Origin of the sequence: Streptomyces sp. NPDC017936 (assembly GCF_044328485.1) — a bacterium.
Classification (GTDB): Bacteria; Actinomycetota; Actinomycetes; order Streptomycetales; family Streptomycetaceae; genus Streptomyces.
In genome coordinates this window covers 181,128-202,657 of sequence record NZ_JBIRHK010000017.1, presented here as the reverse complement: position 1 = coordinate 202,657, position 21,530 = coordinate 181,128, and the positions used below count along the sequence as shown (strand labels likewise).

Here is a 21,530-nt window from a genome sequence, read left to right as displayed (position 1 = left end):
GCGCGGTCTCGGGCACCCATCGGGGGCTGTCGGTCCGATGGCGGCGGTTCGCCGGCCGGCTCCGGCACCTTTCCAGGGAGCCAGCCGGGTGCCGCGCGGCAGGCGTGCGACCGGTAAGGAAGCAGCATGATCACTGACGTCACGATCACCGGCGCCGGGCTCGGGGGACTGACTCCGGCTCGCGTTCTGCACGTCCACGGCATACCGGCCACGGTCCACGAGGCGGAGGACTCACCGACGGCTCGTGCGCGGGGCGGGAGGCTCGACTGTCCAGGGGGCGGCTCTCGCCCCGGTGACCTGGTGGTGCCGCTGCGGAATCGAGACCTCCAGCCGACCATGCTGCACCTGCCGCAGCTTCGGGCAAGGTCATCCGAGGTGCACGAGGTACCCGAGGTGCACGAGGTGCCTGTGCTGTCGCGGAACCGGCCGCGATCTCCCGGGGTTTCGAGGCGGACGAAGACCCTCGGGCGGCGAGCAGCGCCGCGGCAGGGGTGAACACGGGCGGGGCCGTCCGGTCGGCACCCGGGGCCGGGCGACGCGGTACGTTCACGGAGCCATGAGCCATGAGCCATGAGCCGTGATCTGCGCGATCACTCTTCCGGCATCCCGGCGTAGGCGCGTATCGCCTCGCGCTGCTGGGGCAGACCCCATCTGCGGACGATCTCCCAGAAGTTCGCCCAACGCCAGGTGTCCGCGTCCAACGAGCCGAGCGTGCGTATCAGCCGCTGCTGCCGCTCGTCCAGTTCCTCGAACTCCGGGAGGCCGTCTGGTCCCGGCTCCCCGAAGGCCAGCCGCAGGGCCGCCATGGCGACCGGGAAGCCGGCCGGTCCGGAGGTCGCGGACAGGCCGTCGGTCACGGCGTCCAGGGCCTCCTCAGGGAATCGGTCGGCCAGCAGGGTGAGCGAGGTCGCGGCGTACCCCCGCAGGTCGCCCTCGTGGAACAGGACCCCGGCCCCGGGCGGCTCCGCCTCGGTGGCCGCAAGCTCGGCGAGCACCCCGGCGCTCACGGCGTGCTCGGCGCCGGTGGCGCCCAGCCGGGCGAGGGCGGTCGCTGCGGCCCACCGCACGACCGGCTCCCCGTCCGTGAGGAACGGAGTCAGCCGCTGCACGAGCCCGGCGTCGCCCAGTAGCCCGGCGGACACCAGCGCGGTGGCCACGACCGCCGGTTCCGTCTCGCCGTCGAGCACGTCCAGCAGCCGCGGCAGCGTGTCCCCGGCCTCCTCGGGGAACCAGGCCAGCAGGTAGGCGGTCGCGGCGCGTACGTCCGGATCGTCGTCGCCGAGCAATGCGGACAGGACGGGAACCTCGCTCCGCACCGCGTCGTAGGCTCCCAGTTCGGCTTCCACGGCCTCCAGCTGCTGCGCGTGGTCGAACATCGCGCGCCGCATCTCGCGCACCCGGCGCTCGCCCTCGTCGGTCGCCGCTTCGACCCAGGCGTCGTACTCGGCGCGTATCTCCTCCGGGTCCTGCCCCCGGAACTCCGCCGCTTCGCGCCGCCAGCCCGCGATGTCCAGGCCGACGGGCAGATGCGCCTCGTCGTAGCCGATGGCGAGCGCCGCCAGCAGTTCCAGGTGCTCGGTGCGGTCGTGCAGCGTGACGTCGGCCGCCATGCGGGCCAGGAAGGGCACCGCGGCGGCAGAGGCCGGGTAGCGGCTGCCCTGGTGGAAGATGTTGCCGTACAGGGCGTGCAGGGCCTCGCGCCGCGCTTCGGCATCCTCGGCGCACAGGGCGCGCAGCTGCCCGGGCACGTCGTCCGCGGGCCCGTACGCGTGCTCCAGTTCGGACCAGCCGATCGCGTCCAGACCGGCCAGGGGTGCGTTGATCTCCGTCACGTTCCGCAATGTCTCACACGGCACTGACAGCCGGTCCGCTCAGCCCGGTTCAGCGCCCCGCCGAGCACCCGGTCCAGCGTGGTGACGGCCGGCGGGTCGCAGCCCGGCAGTGCCGACGCGTCAGTGCGGTGCGTCAGGCGCCGGACCGGCTGAAGGACGAGCTGAGCGTTCCGCGGCCGCGGTGGCCGCCCCGTCGTGTCCTCGCCGCTCGGGCGCTGACGGGTGCGGCCCGAGCCCGGGCGACCGGATCGGGGCACGTTCCGGACGCCCGGGCTCGCGGGCGGAGGCTCAGGCCTGGGTGAGCAGCGGGTCGTAGGGGGTGGTGCGGTGGCGGCCGGACATGAAGGACAGGAAGTCGTTGATGAACGCGCTGCGGCTGTAGGTGCCGTCCTCCGTGGTGAGGTCCCGGTGGAAGCCCGCGCGGAACAGGGCGCGGTACTCGTCGGCATCGATGCGCTGGTTGCCGTCCTTGTCGGTGGCGTCGAAGAGCACCTCGGCGACCTTGATCAGTGCGGGTCCGGCGAGGGAGGGGACGGCGGCGGCGTACTCCTGGCGGCTGATGCGGCCGTCGCCGTCGGTGTCGAGGTGCGACTGCAGCTCCCGCCACCAGTCGGCGTAGGCGTTGTAGAGCCTGGTCTCCTGGGGCTCGTCCAGATCAAGGCGGGTGGACAGCTCGCGGGCCATGGCGGCCAGGTCGGGCCAGTCCAGGAAGCCGTCGCCGGTCTGGTCGAGCACCTCGCCGAAGAACTCCTCGGCGCTGCGCTGGACCGGGCTCTCGGGTTCGGGCTCACGCGGGAGCGGGAGCGGGGAGATCAGCCGGATCAGGGCACCGGCCCGTTTGATCTGCTTGTTCAGCTCGGTGATCGTTCGCATGCGCGGGTCGTCGCTGTCGGGGGAGAGCGTGAGCAGGTCGGCGATGGCGTCCGCGCGGATCCAGCCCTCGGGCAGGAAGCGGGTCAGCCCGGCCGTCACGTAGGCGCCCTGCATCAAGGCCTGCGCGCCGGGCAGTTCCGGCAGGCCGGTGCGTCGGCGGAAGGACTCCGGCAGGGATGCCACCGTCACGGCGCCGAGGAGCGGACCGGCAAGGCTGCGGCCCGCGGCCCACAGGGTGGGGAACCCGCCGAGGACGGACGGGACCGGCAGATGGTCGAAGAGCTTGAAGAGGATGATCCGCATCGCGTCGGTGTTCTCGAGCACTTCCGCCACGACGCGGTCGTAGTACGGCCAGAAGTCGGCCACGTCGGCGGGGAGATGGCCGCCGTCATCACCCAGCATCGTGAGGAACGCCCGGCATTCGGCGTAGAGCCGTTCCATCTCCTCCTGCTGGAGGGGCTGTCCGGACAGGCGGTACATGGTGACGGCGCTCTCGAACAGGGTCGTCACCACCCAGGCGCGTACTTCGGGGTCCATCGCGTCGTAGGGCCGGTCGCGGCCGTCGGCGCCGGCGATGCGGGCGTGCAGGCGGTTCAGGCGGGCCGCCTCTCGCAGCCGTTCCCGCTCGTCCTCGGCGAACATGCGCTGCACGCTGCGGAAGGTGTTGCGTAACCGTCGCCAGGGGTGAGTGACGAAGGTGGAGTTGTCGATCAACGCGGCACCGACCTGCGGGTGCGCGGCCTCCAGCACCGTGGCGCGGATCAGGGCCAGCGCCCATCGGGGGTCGTTGAAGAACTTCCGGAACTGCGAGCCGGCCCCGAACATCGGTTCCTGGCCGCTCGCGGCGTCCTGGTGACCGGCATGCTCATGAGGGGTGTCGCCGGGGCGGCCGCCTGCTGGGCTGGACATGGTCAGTTGGCTCCGTTCTGTTGCGGCAGCACGCCGCCGAAACGGCGGTCGCGCTGCTGGTAGGTGTGCAGGCACTCGAGGAAGTGCGGGGCACGGAAGTCCGGCCAGAGGACCGGAGGGAAGACCCACTCGGCGTAGGCGACCTGCCAGAGCATGAAGTTGGAGATGCGCTGCTCGCCGGAGGTGCGGATGACCAGATCCACGTCGGGCGTGTCCGGGAAGGGCAGGTGCGCGGCGAAGGCCCGCTCGTCGACCGCGTCGGCGGACACACCGGCGCGGATCAGGGACCGGGCGGCTTCGACGATGTCGCGGCGACCGCCGTGGTCGAAGGCGACCGTCAGGGTCATGCCCCGGTTGCCGCCGGTCAGCGTCATCAGGTCGGTGAAGTCGCGCCTGAGCTCGGCGGGGATCCTCGGGTCGCTCACCCCGAGGAAGCGGCAGCGGATGCCGCGCGCGTGCAGCAGGGGCGCGTGTTTGCGGACCACCCCGCGCACGAGCTGCATCAGGTAGTCGACCTCGGCGCTCGGACGGGTCCAGTTCTCGGTGGAGAAGGCATACATGCTCAGCCACTCCACGCCCGCCGACCGCGCGGCCTCGATGACGTCGATGACCGTCGTCTCGGCCGCACGGTGCCCGGAGGTGCGTGGCAGCGACCGCTGCGCTGCCCATCTGCCGTTGCCGTCCATGACACAGGCGACGTGGCGCGGCACCCCGCGCGCCTTCCCGCCGTCGGCCGGCCGGTGCGCGGCGGCCGGCTCCGTGCGTGTGTCGCCGACGGTATGTCCTGCTGCCACGCTCGTCCCCCCTGCAACCCGTTGTCTTCCCGCGGTGATGTCGCCGGTCGTGGCAGCAGGACGGCACGGTCCCGCGCCCGGTGCCGGGCCCGTTGACGATCACCACCAGCAGAGTGCCAGCAGGGGGAGCCGGGGAACGACGGTGCGGCGTCCCCTTCACCCCTAGAACTCCCGCCCGACGGTCGCCGCGGCGCACCTGGTGAGGGCCTCCCCGTGCCGGGCTCCGTGTCAGTCGGGGGAAGCCGCAGGGTGACGTCCTCGTCGGCCGCGCGGCCGACGACGCGCTCGGCATCTCGCAGCGCATCGTGGAGCGTTGCTTCTGGTGCTCGGACGGACTCGTCGTCCGCGACGTCGGCATCAGCGACACGACCGAGGCCTCGGCATGGTCGAGGGCGACGAGTTCACCCAGGTCCTTCAGCGCCTTGACGCCCCATCACGACTCCCTCCACCGGGCAATCTCATACTGAAACGATCAACCAAGGACCTGTCCGGGAGGTCTCGGCGACTGCGGCCCTTGACCTCAAGCTGACTTGAGGTCTCAGGATGATCTGCATGAACACCGAAACCGCAGACATCAAGGCCATCGAAGAGGTCGTGGCCGCCGTCGAGCGCGCTCAGCGCGCCAAGGACGTCGAGGGGTTCCTCGCGCTCTTCCACCCCGACGCCCTCTGGACGACCGCCCACGGCAAGGTTCTCATCGGCTTCGACGCGATCGCGGAGTTCACTCGCACCGTCCTGCCCGACGCGAGCTGGGACGGCGAGGTCACCTACGAGGCAGTGCACACGCAGTTCCTGCGGCCCGACGTGGCGGCCGTCAAGGTCCGGCAGGTCTACCACTCGGCAGAGGGCGACACGGAGGGCGCCCCGCTGTACGTCATGACCAAGCAGGAGAACGGGACATGGCTGCTGCACGTCGGCCAGAACACCGAAGTGCGGGTCGCATGAGGACCCGCCCGAACGATCCGCGGCGACGTCTCGCTCGGGCTTGCCCACGGAGGGGGGAGCTGGACATCGGCAGAACGCCGACGATCTCGCTCGTCCGCTCCGTCAGCGTGCGCGCCGCACGAGGGGGCCGTTGACCGGACCGAATCCGACCGTCCGTGGCAAGCCGGGATCGAAAATCCCCCTGATCACCGACCGGAACGGGCTGCCGCTTTCGCTGGGCATCTCCGGCGCCCACCTGCACGAAGCCTCGGGCTGAAGCCGCTCGTCCAGGGCACCTCACCCGTCCGCTCCCGCTGCGGGCCGCGCCGCAGGTGCCCGGCCAAGCTTTACGCCGACCAGGGAGACGACTACGACCGTCTGCGCCGATGGATCGGTCAGCGGGGCATCCGCCACCGCATCGCCCGCAAGGGCATCGAGTCCTCCACGCGGCTGGGCCGCCCCAGGTGGGGGGCCGAGCGGACCGTGTCCTGGCCGGCCGGGTGCAGAGGCCTGCACCGACGCCACGCACGCAAGGCCGAACACCTCCTCGCCTTCGTCGGCATGGCCGCGGCCTTGACCGGCTACCGCCGACTCACCGCATGACCCGGCTCACCTCAGGCCGCACACTCGGCAGCCCCACGGCTCCAGCGCGCCACTGACCAGATCAGCCGTGAACGGGACCGCCCCGCCCGTGTAGTGCCACCACCCGCCGTTACGGGAGGCGACAGTGACCGTCCACTCCCGAGGACCGGTCGGGCCTGTCTTCCACAGGAAGATGCCGCCCCCGTTGGAAGCTGTCCGAGGCAGCAGACCACCTGCTGCCGGCTACGGCTGGAGCGGAACGGTCAGACCGGCATCAGCACACCACTCGGCGACGACCTCCCACTCCTCGCGAGTGCCCTGCACCCACGCCGCCTCCGCGTCGGGCTGAGGTCCGCCGAGGAGCAGGAAGTCGCCCGGTGCGAACGCTGGGAAGAGTTCGCAGAGCAGCTTGTGGTCGTCCGGCAGGCCTACGCCAAGACGTGCCTCGACGGGTGAGGTGACGCGCGTGCGGTTCAGCTCGCGTCAGCACAGAACTCCTCCGACCACGGTCGCAGAGGCGGGAGGCGTTCCTGTCCACTGCCGACAACGCTCGTGGTCAGTACCTCCAGGTGTGCTCTGCCGCCGACAGCGGCCGTCAAGGCTGCCTCAGGAGCCGCTGCTGACCACACCGGGACGCAAGGCGTACGCGCTGGACGGGGGATGTCCGTGCTGACGATCAATGGGGCGGTGCCGCTCGCGATCATCATCGTCCTGGTCTTCGGCATCCTCGTCACGCCGACCGGACGCGGGCAGTGCGAACCGTCCCGGGATCGGTGGAGGCTCTGTTGGAGGCGTCGATGCCGGCGTCCAGGAGGTGGGTGTGCCCGGAGGCTCCGCCCGCGATTATTTCGCGGGCTCAATGGCACTGCGGATCCCTACAGTTGCTCCGTCGGCCGCGCGCCCGTGCGGCCGGATCCGCACCCGAAGGAGTTCTCGAAGTGCGTATACGAAGACGTGCGGCGGGTGTCGCGCTGGCCCTGGCGGCCGCGTCGATCCCTCTGCTCGGTGTGCCCGGCACGGCAGCGGCACAGCCCCAGGGCGGCGTCGTCCTGCCCGTGCGGTCGCACTGGCAGACCCTCGCCGACAGCCGGCACGTGTACGTCAGCGCGCCCGGCGACGACGCGGTACTGGCCACCGACCACGACGGGCAGGTCGTGAAGAAGGTGGAGGGTCTCGACGGGGCCCGCGGCATGGCGGAGTCGGCCGACGAGTCCACCCTGTACGTGGCGCTCCCGGACGCCGACGCGATCTCCGTCATCGACACCGCGACCCTGACCGAGACGCGGCGCATCCCCACCGGGGCCGACACCGAACCGGAGAGTCTCGCCCTCGTCGGTGACCGGCTGTTCTTCGGCTACCAGGCCACCGTCTTCGACGCCGGCATCGGGTCGGTCGCCGTGGCCGGAGCGACCCCGACCGTCGACCTCGACGACAACCCCGTCTGGTACGGCAAACCGCGACTCGCCTCGTCGCCGGGCGCGCCCGACCGGCTCGTCGCCGCGGAAAGCCAGCTCGCGCTGGGCATGCGCGTGTACGACGTAAGCTCCGGAACGCTTCAGGAGAGCGCCTACAGCGACGCCGTCGGCAACGTCGATGACGTCGCGGTGACGCCGGACGGCAGCAGCGTGATCACCGCGAGCGGCTCCCACTACTACCACCAGCGGTGGCGTCTGTCGGACCTGACGCAGGAGGTCCAGTACGACACCGGCCCGTACCCCAACTCCGTCGCAGTCGACTCCCACGGCACGGTCGCCGCGGGGAACGTGGCGGGAGGTGACTGGGACGTCTACCTCTACCGCCCGGGAGAGACCGCCCCGTACCGCACGGTCGCGTTGTCGTGGCCGTACATGGACCTGCTCGCCCGAGGCGTGGCCTGGGCGCCCGACGGCAACAGGCTGTTCACCACCCGCTTCCCCTACTCGGGCGAGGTCGTTCTCGACATCGTCACCGACGTCGCCAAGGCGTCCAGCACGATCACTCTGTCCGCCCCGCCGACGAACCCCGTCGGCACACCGGTCACCGTGACGGGGAAGCTGACCTCCCTGATCCCCTTCCCCAAGCGCAAAGCGGTCACGGTGACGCGCAGCGGCGTGGCGCTGCCGGATGTGAAGGTCGCACGGGACGGCACCTTCCGCTTCCAGGACACCCCGCCCGACTGGAACACGTACCCCCAGTACACGGTCACCTACGCGGGCGACGCCCGGCATGTGCCCGGCACGGCGACCGTGATGGTCGAGTTCGTGGGCTGACCAGGCCAGGCAGTTCGCCCGAGCCCGTCACAAAGGTGTGGGGCCGGTGTCCTGCGGGGTACCGGCCCCACACCCGCTGGGTGCGGCGTGAACCGTACGACCCAGCGCCGCCGGGAGGGCTTGTCCACGCGTGTTCGGCCACCACGACCACGGGGCTCTCAGGCTGGTCGGGCAGGCAGGCACCGGCTCCCTGTCGTGGGCGTGGACGCAGCGGGTTGAGGTGTGTCTGCTGATCTGTGTCACGTGTCGGCGTGGGTTGGTTTGTCCGGGGGCGTGTCTCGTCCTGAGGCGGCCCGGGAGGGCGACGGGTCCTACGGCAGCGAGGAATGCCGTGGCAAGCGCATCGGACATGACCGCGGACGTTCACTGCCCGGAAACGGCCTGCCGGTGCCCGGAGACCCCGGGCGCCGGGGCCCGGTTCCGCGGGGCCGGTTCCTGATGAGCAGCACGCGGAGGCCCCCGGCCGCACACCGACCGTGCTGATGTCCATCGAAGGCCGTGACGCCCGCGAGGTCCAGGCACACCTGGCCGCGCGCGGCGTGGTGGCACCGGCCGGGTCGTTCTACGCCCACGAACCCTTCACCGCGCTCAAGCCCGAGGACCCCGCCCCGCGTGCGGGCCTGGCCCCCTACAACACCAGCGACGACGTGGACCGCTTCCTCGACGGGCTCGCCGACTTCTCCGAACGCGCCACCGCCTCTACGCAAGCGCGTCCTGTTCTCCCCCTGAAACCGCTCAGGACGCATTGTCGATCAGCCCGAAGCCTTCCGGGAACTCTTCCAGGGACTCGCGTCGAGTCGGATCGGTTCCGTCGGTGACGGGCGGTATCGGCTCGGGCAAGGAGCACGTCATGCCGTGGCGCCTCCCGCGTCGATCATCGGCAGTCCCGTCGAGCAGGGAGCGGTCGTCGGGGGAGGGGAGTCACCGCAGTCTGGCGCCGGATGTGCTGTCCCGGGAAGTTCTGCCGATGAGTTTGCGGCGGTGGTGCGGTCTGCCCTTCGACGAAGGGAGCGCACCATGCGCGAGATCATCGTTTGCACGTTCCTGACGCTGGACGGCGTCATGCAGGCGCCGGGCGGTCCGGACGAGGACGCTGAGAGCGGCTTCGAGCACGGCGGCTGGCAGAAGCCGGTGGCCGACGACGAGGTGGGCGCGGTCATCGCCGGGTGGTATGAGCCCTCCGACGCGATGCTGCTCGGCCGTAAGACGTATGAGATCTTCGCGTCGTACTGGCCGACCGCCGATCCCGACAACCCGTTCACCCGTCGGATGAACAGCATGCGCAAGTATGTGGCGTCCCGGACCCTGACCTCCGTCGAGTGGCAGAACTCCACGCTGCTGGAGGGCGACGTCGTCGATGCCGTGCGCAAGCTGAAGGCGTCCGAGGGCGGCGACATCAACGTCGTCGGCAGCGGGGACCTCGCCCAGACCCTCATGCGGCACGGCCTCGTCGACGAGTACCGGCTGACCATCCATCCGGTGATCATCGGTACCGGCAAGCGGTTGTTCGCCGGCGGAGCGGTCCCCACTGCGCTGGAGCCGGTCAGTGTCTCGACGACGAAGGGCGGCACCGTCGTCGGCGTCTACCGGCCGAACGGTGAGCCCGGCCACGACAGTTATCAGTAGGGCCTGGGCATGTGTGTCGGGGCAGTGCACCGGCACTACGGGTGAGGTCATCGGCTGTCAGGTGGGTGTGTTGCCGCAGCCGGCCCACGGCTGGGCCTCGGCTGCGTTCGGCTGGTGGCTGTTCGTGCCGGCGGGCTGGGGTTCGGCTGTGCCCGAGGCTGATCCGGCCGAGGTCGCCCGTCGTGGCCCCTGTGTCATCCCCGCCCGGGTGGGGTGTGGGGAGAAGTGGCAGCTGGCCCTGGGCGTGATCGGTGAAGCATGGTCGTGGGGCGCCGGTGTCTCTTTGTCGTCACGGCCGGCCGGACGGCGGCCCGGCCGGTGTCCTGGCGGGACGTGCCCGAGCGGTACGGGCCGTGGGCCACGCCGCACACCCGTTTCCGCCGGTGGGCCAAGAACGGCACGTTCACCCGGATGCTCCAGGCGGCGCAGGCCCAGGCGGACGCGGCCGGAGACATCGACTGGCCGGCGTCGGTCGACTCCACGATCGTGCGGGCCCACCACCACGCCGCCGGAGCCCGAAAAGGGGACGCCGGGCACTCGGACGTTCGCGAGGCGGCACCGTGCTTCCGAAGCTGCGAACGCCTTCCCGGGCCCGGGCCCGCCCGGTCTCACGCTCCCGGCCCGCCCGCCCCCGCACCCACCCCGCGTGCGGGGCCGCCCGTGTACACCCGCCCCGCGCCCGTGCCTGCTACCGAACGGGCCCAGCCGCGGTGGTGCCCGGCCCTGGCCGCGACAGGAGGCCGGTCCGTGCCCGCGCCGAACAGCAGCCCACGGCCGGCTGACCGTCTCCGTAGCTCAGAGCGCGATCGGTCGGTACGTCAGCGCCTCGTCGACAATCCGCTCCGCAGACACGTCCGCAGGGGCCTCGGAGGGGTGGAAGACCAGGTCGCTCACCCGGGGATGCGACACGTTCGCCTCCAGGAGCCGCAGACAGCAGTCGCTCTCCGGGTCGGCCATCAGGAGCCGGTGAACGATCCATCGGTCTTTCCCGGCGTAGGTTTCCGGGAACCGGCCCAGGCATCCGATCTCGCTGCGGCGGAGACGCGACTGAGGCGAACGCTGCCGACGGAGCTTCGGCAATTGCTCCTCGAAAGCAACGGGGTGATCGGACGCACTCACGTGGACACCGTCTGGTCCATCGATCAGATCGTCGAACGGAACCTGCCCTTCTGGTCCGACCAGACGTTCGCACAGCTCTACATGCCGTTCAACGCCCTTCTCTTCTTAGGGGACAACGGAGGCGGCGACCAGTTCGCCTTCGTGCAGAGGCCTGAGCGTCCCGACATCTTCGTCTGGGAGCACGAGAACGACAGCCGTCGATGGGTCGCCAACAACCTGCAGGACCACCTCGGCCGTTCGCTCCGAACCGGCGGCGACGACTGGTACCAATTGAGATGAGGCCGCTCTCCGGCCAAGAGCTGACACCGTCCAAGCACACCGTCCTCAGGCGTGCGTCCCGGAGCAAAAACAGTCCGGGCCGTCCGGCTCACCGCAGCCCGGGCCCCCGCCCGACGAACGGCGAGGCGGGCACGGCACGTTGCGCCGCCTGCCCGGGCCGCAGTTGTCCGCTCTCGTCGTAGCGGGCCCGGTAGGCGGTGCCGGCGATCGCGCCGGCACTCCGGCGCGATCGCCGACCCTTAACTCTGCTTTCGGCTCGCCAGGCGGTGAGCGTGGATCCGATCAGTCCCCAGCGGGCATCGGAGAGGTCGCTGGGATATGGGCGCTGTCGCGTCATGTTCCGGTAGTGCCGTCGGGCATGGTGCGTCCCCAGGGAGCAAACGGCGGCAATCGGGGGCGCTTTGCGATCAGACAGGAGCGACTCGACTCGAACGGACCGAGGCGCGACGTCTCCTGTCGTACGACCCGCATTGAGCACTCTCGCCCCAGCAGTCACAGACCCACTCGCCACCGAAGCGTCACCAAACAACCTCGCCGGGACAAAACGCTCTTCGATGACTGGGTTTCGTCCCCTGCGCAGCCCCGTTTCATCGGTGACTTCACCGCACAAAGCACCTATCGCAAGTGATCTTTCCAATGGCACCATTGGGGCGGCATACACGCCTTGTCCTCATCTCCTCATCGAAAGTGTGAGCATCCGTAGATGCGAATATCCTGCGGTGCGGCGCGCCGTACAGGTGGTGCGGCCGTGCTCTCCTTGGCCACAGCCCTGGCCGGGCTCGCTTTCCCCGCGACCGCGCACGCGGCCGTGACCTGCTCGGCCGGCGTGTGGAAGGCCCAGTACTACGCCAACACCACCCTCTCCGGCACGCCGAAGGCCACTGTCTGCGATACCGCCGTCGCCGAGAACTACGGCTACGGCGACCCCTCCGGGGTGACCCTGCCGAAGGACTACTTCGGCGTCCGCTGGACCACCACCCGCAACTTCGGCTCCGGCGGCCCCTTCGACCTGAGCGTCGCCGTCCAGGACGGCGCCCGCGTCTACATCGACGGCTACCGCAAGATCGACCTGTGGCGCAACGTCAGCTCGACCCAGCGGAAGACCGTACGCCTCACCATGCCGCGCGGGACCCACACCCTGCGTGTGGACTTCGCCGCCTTCACCGGCACCGCCAACATCTCCTTCTCCTACAAGCCGGTCATCAGCGCCACGTACGACAAGACCGTCCCCCTGGCCCCGGTCGGCGTGAAGTCCAGCTACTCGGCGTCCACCCTCAAGACGAGCCTGACCTGGTCCCGCAACTACGAGATGGACCTGACCGGCTACCGCGTCTACCGCCGCATCGCCGGCACCAGCAGCTGGAGCCTGCTCAACTCCACCCCGATCACGGGCACCACCTTCACCGACGCGCCCCCGGCCACCGGCACCACCTACGAGTACGCCCTCCGTGCCGTCGACCGCTCCGGCAACGTCTCCGCGCTGTCCGCGGTGACGAGCGTCGTCAGCGCCGACAGGACGGCTCCCGCCGTGCCCACCGGGCTCACGGCCACGTACGACCCGTCCGCCGGCGCCCGGCTCTCCTGGTCCCCGGTGAGCGGGGCGAGCTCCTACGAGGTGCAGCGGGCCGTCGTACCCGAGGGACCGTTCGCCTCGGTCGGCACGCCCACGCAGAGCGCGGCCCTGACCGACCCGTCCGCCGCCGTGGGCACGACCTACTACTACCGCGTGCGGGCCAAGGACAGCGCGGGCAACGCCTCCGCGTACTCCGCCTTCATCCAGCTCGACGCCGCCGAGGCCAAGCCGCTGCCGCCGACGGCCGTCTCCGCCAACGGCTGGGTCGACCGCAACACCGTCGGCTGGCGGTACGACGGTGACGCGTCCCACCGGTTCCACGTCTATGGCGCCGATTCGGCCGCAGGCCCGTGGACCCGGTTGACCGGGACGCCGGTCACCGGCCCCGGCTATGACGACTACGCGGCGCCCGTCGGCGAAGCGCGCTCCTACCAGGTCAGGACGGTCACGCCTCTCGGCACGGAGTCGGACCCGTCAGCGACGGCCTCGGCCACCCGCACCCGTGACGTCACCCCGCCGCACATGCCGTACGGCCTGGACGCCTGGGACGGCACGGACGGTGTGCACCTCGTCTGGACGCCCAACACCGACGACACGGACCACTACCTCGTCATGCGCAAGCCGATGTTCGGCGCGTGGGAGCAGATCGCCGTGGTGCGGGACGGCACCTACCTGGACAGCAGCACCCCGGCCGACGTGCAGTTCGGCTACACCGTCCGCGCCGTCGACGCGGCCGGCAACGTCTCCCCCATGCCCGAGCCCGGCTACGGCACCGTCTACGGCAAGCGCCTGCCGGTCTACGAGAAGCCGGCCGCGCCCGCCTCGGTCACCGCGACGGCCGACAACGGCAACGTCAAGGTGGAATGGACCGCGAGCACGTCGGCCGATGTGGCCGGCTACTACGTCTACCGCACGACCGGCACGGACCCGACGACGGCCTACTCGGTCTCCCCGCTCATCACCGGGACGACGTTCACGAACGAGAACGTGCCCGCCGGAAAGACCTGGTACTACGTGGTACGCGCCGTCAGCACGCACAGCCAGTGGTCCGACTTCTCGCCGATGGCCGAGGTCACCCTGTCCTGCCCGGTCCTGACCGCACCGGCCACCCCCCGGATCACCGGGGGCGGCAGGGGCGCGGACTACGTCCAGCTCAACTGGGAGGTCGGAGCGTGCGACCAGAGTGCGACCGTCTCGTACAACGTCTACCGGTCCACGTCCGGCTCGGACGTCTTCACCCCTGAGCACCGCATCGCCACGGGCGTGACGGCACTGACGTACAAGGACCCCGGTCTGGCGCGGGCGTACTACTACTACGTCGTCACCGCCGTGGCCGCAGACGGCACCGAATCGGCCCCGCAGGCCGTGCCGTTCGGGATATCGCTGATGGCGCCCTGACACCCCGCTCGATCCCTCAGCCCCGCCGTCCGGACGCCTCATGCTTCCGGACGGCGGGGCGCCGACATCGTCACGCTCCTGACCGACGCCATCGCGGGGGTGAACGCGTGACCACCGCCCTGTACGAGATCGAGACCAGCGAAGCCGACGACGGCACCACCCACCCTGCTGAAGCTCTCTGCACCCCGGCCGGTCGGAACGCTGTGCATCACGGTTTCGCCCTCCACGGCGGGGTGTACGTCGTCGGCATCAGCTCCCCGGCCGACGACAATCTCTTGCCGGCGGTTCCCCATCCGGGCGGTCAAGTACGGGCTCTTGTTCGAGTGGGGAGGAAGGAGGCCGCGCTCAGGCCGTGACAGACGGCTGCTCACGCGACGCCGGCGGGGCGTGTCGAGCGGCAGCCCGGTCGAGCGGGAACGCGTCAGGACATCACCAGGGCACGACTCCACTGTCGTCGAACATCTGACCGGTGGGGCCGTCGTCAGGCAGGGCCGCCAGCCTGACGGCGATTGCCGCCCCCTGCTCAGGGGTCCGAGTACCGCTGAACCCGTTGAGGTCGGTGGCCACGTAGCCGGGGCAGGCATTGTTGATCAGAATGTCGGTGCCGCTCAGCTCCTTCGCGTACTGGACGGTGACGGCGTTGAGGAAGGTCTTCGTCGGCGCGTAGGCCCCGCTGATCCCTCCGAGGTCGACGCCGGGCGTGGTCTGCAGCGCCAGAGAGCCGACATGGCTGGACTGGTTGACGATCCGCGGGTGCGCCGAGCGGCGCAGCAGCGGCAGCATCGCGTTGGTGACCCGGATGACGCCCATGACGTTGGTCTCCACCAGCCGCCGCACGGTTTCCAGGTCGACGGTCGAAGGCTCCTCCGGCCGGCCGCCCGCGACGCCGGCGTTGTTGACCAGCACGTCAAGGCGTCCCGCCCGCTCCTCGATCAACCGCGCGGCGGCGGTCACGCTCTCGTCGTCGGTCACGTCCAAGGGCACGCCGAACGCGTCGGCGCCTGCCGCGCGCAGTTTCGCCACAGCGTCCGTCCTGCGCTGCTCGTCCCGGGCGCCGACACCGACGCTCCAACCCAACGCGGACAGCCCGGCCGCGATCTCGTACCCGATTCCCTTGTTCGCGCCGGTGACCAGCGCAATCGTCTTCTCACTCATGAGACCGAGCATGGCTGCGCTTCGACCAGGCACCAACACCGTCTCGGCAGCGCAGCGATACCCGGACGGTATCAATCGGCCCTCCCCACGGTTACCGTGCATGTATGGAGATACGCGAGCTGCGGTACTTCGTCGCCGTCGCCGAGGAACTGCACTTCGGCAAGGCCGCCCAGCGTCTGGAGATGGCCCAGCCGCCCCTGTCCCGCGCCATCGCCCGGCTCGAACGACAGCTCGGGGTCACGCTGCTGGAGCGCACCAGCCGCAGGGTCACGCTCACCGAGGCCGGGGCCGTCCTGCTGTCCGAGGCACGCTCGATCCTCAGCGCGGTAGCCGCTGCCGAGCGGCGTGCCCGGCAGGCCGCGCAAAGCCACCCCCGCCTCGTCCTCGCCGTCAAATCCGGCACTGCCGGCGAGTTGCTGGCCAAACTGCTCGACGCCTACCGCGCGGAGCCCGGCGCAGCCACCGTCGATCTGCTGCTCTGCGAAGCGCATCAGCAACAGGAACTGCTGCACAACGGGCAAGCCGATGTGGCTCTGCTGCACCTGCCCTTCGACTCGGCGGCCGGACTCGACACCGAAGTTCTGTACACCGAGGGACAGGTGGCGATCCTGCCCGCCTCTCACCCCCTCGCCGGCCGCTCCCAGATCCGGGTGGCCGAGGTCACCGCACTGCCGGAACTCCCGATGGCACGCTGGCCGGACCACGGCGGCAGCTACCCGGAGGGACCAGGGCCAGAGGTGCACAACCTGACACAGCTCTTCCAGCTGATCGCGCTCGGCCACACCACCGTGATCATCCCCGAGTCTGCCGGCACCGACCTGCGCCGGGATCTCGCCGCCGTGCCGGCCCTGGACGCCCCGCCCGTGACAACCGTGATCGCTTGGCCGTCGCAGAGCCGACTTCGCGCAGCCGCCGACCTGATCCGCGTAGCAACACGTCTTTGACCGGCCGTTCCGCATCCGCTCACGTGGGATACGGCCGACCACCGCAGATCGTCGACGAACGAAATCGTCAAACAACCCGACACACCCATGGTGCGAGCCCAGGCCAGAGGTGGAAGAGGTGCCCGCGAGCGCATCGGCCGCCACAACGGCCGACGGCGCGACGTGGTCCTGGGGTCCGTCTTCAGACGGATCTTGCCCAGAGCAGGAATGGGGCGAGGGGGACCGCCGCTTCGTGGGAGGTGGCGGTCTTCTCGTGTCCGGTGGTGACGCCGAGGAGGCCTTTGAGCCGGTCGAAGCAGCGCTCGGTCGTGTTGCGTCGGCGGTAGGTCTCCCGGTCGGGTCTGCGGCGTGGTCGGCCCGGGCGGGTGCGGGGGACGCGGGTCCGTTCCGGCGGAGGGCGTGCGCAGGTGCTGTCGTGACGTTGGCCCGGTGTCGGGAGGGCGGCGCGCGGGCGTCCTTTGCCGTCGCAGGCGAGGTGGATTCTGGTGTCAGGCCTCCTCGGGATCGGCCGAGGGCGTGATCGTCCGGTTCGTCCGCCCGCTGCCGCCCCCCTTTTTTTCGGCCGGTGGCGGCGGCGTGCTGGTGGGTGCGGACGACGGTGGAGTCGATCCGGACCAGCCGGTCGACGTCACCGGCCGCGTCGGCCTGGGCCTGGATCTGCTGCAGGGACCGGGTGAACACGCCGTCCGGGGCGTAGCGGCGGAAGCGGGTGACACCGTCTTCCACGGGCCGTGACGGGCCGGCAGGTCGCGCCAGGAGATCCCGGTGCGGCCCCGGTCCGGGGACCGGGGCCGCCTTCCGCCCGGCGGGTCAGCCGCTCACGCCCGCTGCCACAGCGCCGGGGTGTTCGGGGGCTCCCAGCCAGGCTGGGCCTGATGGGTCTGCAGGCAGCGGTAGGTGGCGCCGCCGTACGTCACCGTCGCGCCCGCCTGGTACACGGTGCCCACCGCCCAGGTGCCGCCCGGGTCGCCGGGGTCGCCCGGGTCCCCGGGGCCGGAGGCGGTGGTCTTCAGGGTGAGGCCGTAGTTCTGGAGGATGGGGTTGATCGGCTGGAAGTAGGTCGTGCCGCCGCTCGTGCAGTTGCCCGAGCCGCCCGAGGTGACGCCCTGCGCCTGGCTGCCGGAGATGAACGAGCCGCCCGAGTCGCCCGGTTCGGCGCACACCGAGGTGCGGGTGACGCCGGCGACGGTGCCCTCCTGGTACGTCACGCTGGAGTTGAGCTGCTGCACCGTGCCGCAGTGCCAGCCGGTCGTGGAGCCGGAGCGGCACACGGAGGAGCCGACCGCGGCCTGCGTGGACCCCGCGACCTGCGTGCTGGAGCCGTTGACGTACGGCGTCGCCGTCCAGTTGGCGTTCGTGGTCACCCACGCCATGTCGTTGCCGGGGAAGACCGACGCCTGGAACGTGCCCTGCGCGACCCGGTTGGAGCCGGTGGTGCTGCTGCCGGCGCGTCCGCAGTGGCCGGCCGTGGCGAACCCCTGCTGGGTGCCGCGGGTCACCGGGAAGCCGATCGAGCAGCGGCTGCCGCTGCCGATGTAGTAGGCGTCGCCGCCGCGCAGGTCGTAGAGCGGGCGCGGCTGCTCGGTGGACCGGACGATCCGGGTGAGGGAGGCGTCGACGTCCGCCGCGTCGAGCAGGGAGCGGGCGGCCTGCGCCCGTACCGCCTCCACCGTCAGCGTGTTGGTGCGTACGTCCACGTACCAGACCGGCGTGTCGGTGGTGCCGTGATACGCGGCGGCACGGTCGACGCGCGCCTTGGCGGCGTCCAGCGCGGCCAGCGAGTGGTCCACGACCACCGCGTCGGCGCCCTGGGCCCGGATGGCGCGCACGTCGGCCGGGTCGGTCGTGGCCACGGTCAGGGTGTCCGACAGCGTGCCGCTCACCCAGGCGCCCGCGTAGTGCGCGCCCACGGCGGTGCGCAGCCGACCGGTGGTGGCGCCCGCCTCGGCCTCGTTGGCCAGCCGGCGGTCCGCCTGCTGCCGGTTCAGGCCGAGGTCCCGCTGGAGCGCGGCGAGGAGGCCGGGCGGGGCCGCGTCGGTGCGCAGGGTCTCGGCCGCCGTGGGGGCGGCGGACGAGGGGGACGGCAGGGCGCTCGCGGAGCCGCTGAGCCCGGCCACGAGCAGGGCGCCCGCCGCCGCGACGGCGGCGCACGCGGCCCTGAGCTGTCGTTGGAGCATGGGGAGTTCTCCTCGGATTCGGTGGGGTGGCGCCACCGTAGGAAGGCTCCGCCTCGCTCCGTAAGACGTCAGCCGACCCCCTGTCCCCGTGTTATGGAAGCTGCTCGGGACGCCGTCGCCGTCGCCGGTCGGGGCGCGGTGTCCGGTGCCGGACGGCGCTGCGCGAGCCAGTGCACGTAGCTGTCGCTGCGGGCCGCCGCGCCCGCGTGCGCCGCGCGGGCCTGGGTCAGCACGGTGTCCGCGGTGTCCTGCCGCTGTCCGGCGGAGTGACGGCCGAGCAGGTGACGCCACATCAGGGGCGTCCCGATGAGCGGGCGGATGGCGAGACCGGGTGTCGGCGGGAACGTGGCCCGGCACAGGCCCACCGCCCGGCCCACCTGCACCAGGTGCACGCAGGATGCGGTGTCCGTCTCGTACATGCGTCGCGGGGTGAAGCCGGCGCGGGCGCAGGCCGCGGTGAAGCAGTCCGCGAAACAGCCGTCGCCGGGGACGCAGGCCCATTCCTCGTCGGCGAGCGCGGCCAGGTCGATCTCCCGCTCGTGGGCCAGCCGATGACCGTCGGCGAGCATGACGAAGACGGGGTCGACGGCTATCTCCTCCCAGACGAGGTGCGGCGGGTCGGGCGGCGGGGCGGAACCGCAGGTGCCGGTGAGCGCGAAGTCCAGGCGTCCCTCGGCCAGCAGTTCCGCCAGTTCTCGCTCCGACCAGGAGGCGCAGGTGGTCACGGTGGTGCCGGGTGCGGTGTCGGCCAGTCGGTCCACCAGCGCCCCCAGCAGCGGTCCGTGGGTGCCGCCGAGACGCAGCCGCTGCCCGACCCGCCGGGTTCGGGCGAACCGGGCGGCCTCCCGCTGGAGTTCGCTCACCGCGGGCAGCACGATCCGGGTGCGCTCCAGGACCAGCTCACCGAGGGCGGTGGTGCGCACGCCGTGCCGGCCGCGTTCGAACAGGGCCCCGCCCAGGGCCCGTTCGATGCGTCTCAGCTGTGCGCTGAGGGCGGGCTGGGCGAGGCCGAGGGCCGTGGCCGCCCTGGTCAGGCTGCCCGCGTCGGCGATGGCCCGGATGGTTTTGAGATGCCGCAACTCCAGCTCCATGCAGGGAGCTTGCGACGCCGGAGGGCGAGGGGCAAGGGGTTGGTGCAGACCAGAGCGGGAACGGATGTGCGCGACCCGGCCGGTGTCCGAGGAAGGAGCGCGCCCGATGCGCAGCACCACGGTCTTACCAGGAGTTCCGAGCCTGCCCCCCGGCGCGGGGGACGTGGCGCTGCACCGGCTGGAGGTGGCCGGCCCGGGCGCCCCTCCGTTCGCCACGGGCTCCTTCGAGGAGGTGGGGCCGCTCTCCCGGTGGGACCGGCCGCACCGGCACACCTTCTACGAGATGGTGCACGTCACCGCCGGTTCGGGTACCCACGTCGTCGATCTCGCCCGGTGGCCGGTACGCCCTCCGCAGCTGGCCGTGATCCTGCCCGGTCAGGTGCACCACTGGGAGGGCGGCCGGGGCCCGGAGGGATCGCTCGTGCTGTTCACCGACGACTTCCTGGTGGACCACCCCGGCGACCGGGAGGTGCTGCGGGAGCTCGGGACGCGGTGCTTGTTCGCGCTGGATCCGGGGCACGACCGGGCGATCGGGTGCCTGTTCGCCGAACTGGTCGCGGAACACCGGCAGTGCGCGGCGGGACACGAGAGCGTGCTGCGGTCCCTGCTGCACGTGCTCGTCCTGCGCGCCGCCCGGCTCCCCAGGCCCGCCGGACACGGCGCCGGGCCGCGTGCCCAGGGCCGTGCGGCCGCCGTGGCCGAGGCGTTCACGGAACTGATCGCCCGCTCCGAGGCGGCGGGGTGGAGCGTGCAGCAGTGCGCCGGCCGGCTGGGGGTCACGCCCGGGTACCTCACCCAGGCGGTGCGGGCCGCCATCGGCCGCCCGCCCGGCAGGCTTCTGATCGAGGCACGCGTGTATCAGGCGCAACAGCTCCTGGCCCATACCCGGTTGTCGGTCCGGCAGGTCGCCGCGCGCACCGGGTTCAGTGACCCCGCCTACTTCGGCCGGTTCTTCCGGCGCGAGACCGGAAGCAGTCCGGGAGCCTTCCGAAAACACCACAGCCGCCACCATCAGTCCCTCGAAGCTCCGTCCGGGCGCGCCTAGTTTCGTTGCCCACCGCCCCCACGAGGAGGAGACATGGACGGAGCAGGCAGGCACGGCGCGGGCCCGGACGACCCCGGTGCCGACCGCGAGGCGAAATCCCCCCGGTTCGTGCGCCGCAAGACGGTGCTGCGCGCGGCGCTCGCCGCCACCGCCGCGATCCCCGTCGCCCTGGCCGGCGGCCCGGCCCTCGCCCGCACCGCGGCGGCGAGCGGTACGGCTCCGGACCTCACGCCGTCCTGCGACGACGGCGACCACCCGACCCCGGAGCAAACAGAGGGCCCCTACTTCAAGCCGAACTCGCCTCGGCGCACCAGTCTGCTGGAGCCCGGCATGCCCGGCACCCCGCTCACCGTGAGCGGCTACGTCTTCGGCCGCGCCTGCCTTCCGCTGGCCGGCGTCCTGCTGGACTTCTGGCAGGCCGACGCGAACGGCGCCTACGACAACACGGGCTTCCGGCTGCGCGGGCACCAGTTCACCGACTCCCGCGGCTCCTTCACGCTGACCACCATCGTGCCGGGCCTCTATCCCGGCCGCACGCGCCACCTGCACGTCAAGCTGCAGGCGCCCGGCCGTTCGGTCCTGACCACGCAGCTCTACTTCCCGAACGAGCCACGCAACAACACCGACACGATCTTCGACCCGCGGCTGCTGATGACCGTACGGGACGGGGGCGGCGGCCGGGAGGCGGCGTTCGACTTCGTCCTGGACGTCGCGCAGGACCCCGGGCCCGGTCCCACCCCGCCGCCGGGGGGAACCTGGGCCGTGGGCGCCGCCTACCGGGCGGGTGACCGGGTCACGTACGCCGGCCGTGCCTACGTCTGCCTCCAGCCGCACACGGCTCAGCCGGGCTGGGAGCCGCCGGCCGTGCCGGCCCTGTGGCGGGCGGCCTGAGGCCCGCCACTTCACGGCCTACAGCCTCAGGAACGACACCCCCGCCCTCGACGACATCGGCGACGACGT

At 71.4% G+C, this 21,530-nt stretch carries 17 protein-coding genes and 5 pseudogenes; 14 read left to right on the top strand and 8 right to left on the bottom strand.

The window, feature by feature from the left end:
- Positions 1 to 126: 126 nt before the first annotated feature.
- Positions 127 to 279, top strand: a pseudogene (locus ACH4F6_RS31125) (FAD-dependent monooxygenase); the annotation flags it as partial.
- Positions 280 to 590: 311 nt separating this feature from the next.
- Here the strand turns inward: ACH4F6_RS31125 and ACH4F6_RS31120 are convergent.
- The 3 genes from ACH4F6_RS31120 to uppS form a co-directional block, all read right to left on the bottom strand.
- On the bottom strand, positions 591 to 1,832 hold the full coding sequence (locus ACH4F6_RS31120) for a HEAT repeat domain-containing protein (RefSeq protein ID WP_397963684.1): 1,242 nt from the start codon (positions 1,830 to 1,832) through the stop codon (positions 591 to 593).
- Positions 1,833 to 2,120: 288 nt separating this feature from the next.
- Positions 2,121 to 3,530, bottom strand: coding sequence for an oxygenase MpaB family protein (locus tag ACH4F6_RS31115; RefSeq protein WP_397963702.1), 1,410 nt, complete (start codon positions 3,528 to 3,530; stop codon positions 2,121 to 2,123).
- Between the two features lie 86 nt (positions 3,531 to 3,616).
- Positions 3,617 to 4,300 (bottom strand): polyprenyl diphosphate synthase, encoded by a 684-nt coding sequence (uppS, locus tag ACH4F6_RS31110; protein ID WP_397963701.1) that lies wholly within the window; start codon positions 4,298 to 4,300, stop codon positions 3,617 to 3,619.
- Positions 4,301 to 4,951: 651 nt separating this feature from the next.
- Between uppS and ACH4F6_RS31105 the strand changes: the two genes are divergently transcribed.
- From ACH4F6_RS31105 to ACH4F6_RS31075, 7 genes and pseudogenes are all read left to right on the top strand, one after another.
- Positions 4,952 to 5,353 carry an SgcJ/EcaC family oxidoreductase gene (locus tag ACH4F6_RS31105; RefSeq protein ID WP_397963683.1) on the top strand — a complete coding sequence of 134 codons (402 nt, stop codon included), beginning with the start codon at positions 4,952 to 4,954 and terminating at the stop codon, positions 5,351 to 5,353.
- A gap of 50 nt (positions 5,354 to 5,403) precedes the next feature.
- Positions 5,404 to 5,935: pseudogene (locus ACH4F6_RS31100) on the top strand (transposase); the annotation flags it as partial.
- A 917-nt stretch (positions 5,936 to 6,852) separates the two neighbouring features.
- Positions 6,853 to 8,163: a hypothetical protein gene (locus tag ACH4F6_RS31095; protein WP_397963682.1), complete on the top strand. Its 1,311-nt coding sequence runs from the start codon at positions 6,853 to 6,855 to the stop codon at positions 8,161 to 8,163.
- Between the two features lie 482 nt (positions 8,164 to 8,645).
- Positions 8,646 to 8,981, top strand: a complete 336-nt coding sequence (locus ACH4F6_RS31090; RefSeq protein WP_397963681.1) for a hypothetical protein — start codon at positions 8,646 to 8,648, stop codon at positions 8,979 to 8,981.
- Positions 8,982 to 9,180: 199 nt separating this feature from the next.
- Positions 9,181 to 9,789, top strand: coding sequence for a dihydrofolate reductase family protein (locus ACH4F6_RS31085; RefSeq protein WP_397963680.1), 609 nt, complete (start codon positions 9,181 to 9,183; stop codon positions 9,787 to 9,789).
- A pseudogene (locus ACH4F6_RS31080) lies at positions 9,710 to 10,003 on the top strand (hypothetical protein); the annotation flags it as partial. The gene ACH4F6_RS31085 and the pseudogene ACH4F6_RS31080, both read left to right, overlap by 80 nt.
- A 44-nt stretch (positions 10,004 to 10,047) precedes the next feature.
- Positions 10,048 to 10,191: pseudogene (locus ACH4F6_RS31075) on the top strand (transposase); the annotation flags it as partial.
- A gap of 393 nt (positions 10,192 to 10,584) precedes the next feature.
- Here ACH4F6_RS31075 and ACH4F6_RS31070 read toward each other — a convergent pair.
- Positions 10,585 to 10,746 carry a hypothetical protein gene (locus tag ACH4F6_RS31070; RefSeq protein WP_397963707.1) on the bottom strand — a complete coding sequence of 54 codons (162 nt, stop codon included), beginning with the start codon at positions 10,744 to 10,746 and terminating at the stop codon, positions 10,585 to 10,587.
- Here ACH4F6_RS31070 and ACH4F6_RS31065 point away from each other — a divergent pair.
- The 3 genes from ACH4F6_RS31065 (at position 10,690) to ACH4F6_RS31055 (ending at position 14,514) form a co-directional block, all read left to right on the top strand.
- Positions 10,690 to 11,187: an SMI1/KNR4 family protein gene (locus ACH4F6_RS31065; protein WP_397963700.1), complete on the top strand. Its 498-nt coding sequence runs from the start codon at positions 10,690 to 10,692 to the stop codon at positions 11,185 to 11,187. The two genes, ACH4F6_RS31070 and ACH4F6_RS31065, sit on opposite strands and share 57 nt — an antisense overlap.
- Positions 11,188 to 11,935: 748 nt before the next feature.
- Positions 11,936 to 14,158 carry a fibronectin type III domain-containing protein gene (locus ACH4F6_RS31060; protein WP_397963679.1) on the top strand — a complete coding sequence of 741 codons (2,223 nt, stop codon included), beginning with the start codon at positions 11,936 to 11,938 and terminating at the stop codon, positions 14,156 to 14,158.
- Between the two features lie 107 nt (positions 14,159 to 14,265).
- The gene (locus tag ACH4F6_RS31055) at positions 14,266 to 14,514 is read left to right on the top strand and encodes a hypothetical protein (protein ID WP_397963678.1); all 249 of its coding nucleotides are present in this window, start codon (positions 14,266 to 14,268) and stop codon (positions 14,512 to 14,514) included.
- Between the two features lie 73 nt (positions 14,515 to 14,587).
- Here ACH4F6_RS31055 and ACH4F6_RS31050 read toward each other — a convergent pair whose 3' ends face one another.
- A complete protein-coding gene (locus ACH4F6_RS31050; protein ID WP_397963677.1) occupies positions 14,588 to 15,325 on the bottom strand; it encodes an SDR family oxidoreductase in 738 nt (245 codons plus the stop codon).
- 92 nt (positions 15,326 to 15,417) lie between these two features.
- Here ACH4F6_RS31050 and ACH4F6_RS31045 point away from each other — a divergent pair, with 92 nt between their 5' ends.
- Complete coding sequence (locus ACH4F6_RS31045; RefSeq protein WP_397963676.1) at positions 15,418 to 16,257, top strand: LysR family transcriptional regulator; 840 nt, start codon at positions 15,418 to 15,420, stop codon at positions 16,255 to 16,257.
- Between the two features lie 181 nt (positions 16,258 to 16,438).
- Here ACH4F6_RS31045 and ACH4F6_RS31040 read toward each other — a convergent pair.
- The 3 genes and pseudogenes from ACH4F6_RS31040 to ACH4F6_RS31030 form a co-directional block, all read right to left on the bottom strand.
- Positions 16,439 to 17,066: pseudogene (locus ACH4F6_RS31040) on the bottom strand (transposase); the annotation flags it as partial.
- Positions 17,067 to 17,075: 9 nt separating this feature from the next.
- On the bottom strand, positions 17,076 to 18,434 hold the full coding sequence (locus ACH4F6_RS31035; protein WP_397963675.1) for a carbohydrate-binding protein: 1,359 nt from the start codon (positions 18,432 to 18,434) through the stop codon (positions 17,076 to 17,078).
- Positions 18,435 to 18,502: 68 nt separating this feature from the next.
- Positions 18,503 to 19,525 (bottom strand): LysR substrate-binding domain-containing protein, encoded by a 1,023-nt coding sequence (locus tag ACH4F6_RS31030; protein WP_397963674.1) that lies wholly within the window; start codon positions 19,523 to 19,525, stop codon positions 18,503 to 18,505.
- Between the two features lie 106 nt (positions 19,526 to 19,631).
- Here ACH4F6_RS31030 and ACH4F6_RS31025 point away from each other — a divergent pair, with 106 nt between their 5' ends.
- Both ACH4F6_RS31025 and ACH4F6_RS31020 read left to right on the top strand, forming a co-directional pair.
- Positions 19,632 to 20,570, top strand: a complete 939-nt coding sequence (locus ACH4F6_RS31025; RefSeq protein ID WP_397963673.1) for a helix-turn-helix domain-containing protein — start codon at positions 19,632 to 19,634, stop codon at positions 20,568 to 20,570.
- 33 nt (positions 20,571 to 20,603) lie between these two features.
- Positions 20,604 to 21,461, top strand: a complete 858-nt coding sequence (locus tag ACH4F6_RS31020) for a carbohydrate-binding protein (protein ID WP_397963672.1) — start codon at positions 20,604 to 20,606, stop codon at positions 21,459 to 21,461.
- Positions 21,462 to 21,530: the final 69 nt, after the last annotated feature.

Excerpts from the sequence above, each read along its gene's own strand:
- ACH4F6_RS31115 (WP_397963702.1), bottom strand. The coding sequence starts at position 3,530 with ATGTTCGGGGCCGGCTCGCAGTTCCGGAAGTTCTTCAACGACCCCCGA.
- uppS (WP_397963701.1), bottom strand. The coding sequence starts at position 4,300 with ATGGACGGCAACGGCAGATGGGCAGCGCAGCGGTCGCTGCCACGCACC.
- ACH4F6_RS31105 (WP_397963683.1), top strand. The coding sequence starts at position 4,952 with ATGATCTGCATGAACACCGAAACCGCAGACATCAAGGCCATCGAAGAG.
- ACH4F6_RS31090 (WP_397963681.1), top strand. The coding sequence starts at position 8,646 with ATGTCCATCGAAGGCCGTGACGCCCGCGAGGTCCAGGCACACCTGGCC.
- ACH4F6_RS31085 (WP_397963680.1), top strand. The coding sequence starts at position 9,181 with ATGCGCGAGATCATCGTTTGCACGTTCCTGACGCTGGACGGCGTCATG.
- ACH4F6_RS31065 (WP_397963700.1), top strand. The coding sequence starts at position 10,690 with ATGCGACACGTTCGCCTCCAGGAGCCGCAGACAGCAGTCGCTCTCCGG.
- ACH4F6_RS31070 (WP_397963707.1), bottom strand. The coding sequence starts at position 10,746 with ATGGCCGACCCGGAGAGCGACTGCTGTCTGCGGCTCCTGGAGGCGAAC.
- ACH4F6_RS31050 (WP_397963677.1), bottom strand. The coding sequence starts at position 15,325 with ATGCTCGGTCTCATGAGTGAGAAGACGATTGCGCTGGTCACCGGCGCG.
- ACH4F6_RS31045 (WP_397963676.1), top strand. The coding sequence starts at position 15,418 with ATGGAGATACGCGAGCTGCGGTACTTCGTCGCCGTCGCCGAGGAACTG.
- ACH4F6_RS31035 (WP_397963675.1), bottom strand. The coding sequence starts at position 18,434 with ATGCTCCAACGACAGCTCAGGGCCGCGTGCGCCGCCGTCGCGGCGGCG.
- ACH4F6_RS31030 (WP_397963674.1), bottom strand. The coding sequence starts at position 19,525 with ATGGAGCTGGAGTTGCGGCATCTCAAAACCATCCGGGCCATCGCCGAC.
- ACH4F6_RS31025 (WP_397963673.1), top strand. The coding sequence starts at position 19,632 with ATGCGCAGCACCACGGTCTTACCAGGAGTTCCGAGCCTGCCCCCCGGC.
- ACH4F6_RS31020 (WP_397963672.1), top strand. The coding sequence starts at position 20,604 with ATGGACGGAGCAGGCAGGCACGGCGCGGGCCCGGACGACCCCGGTGCC.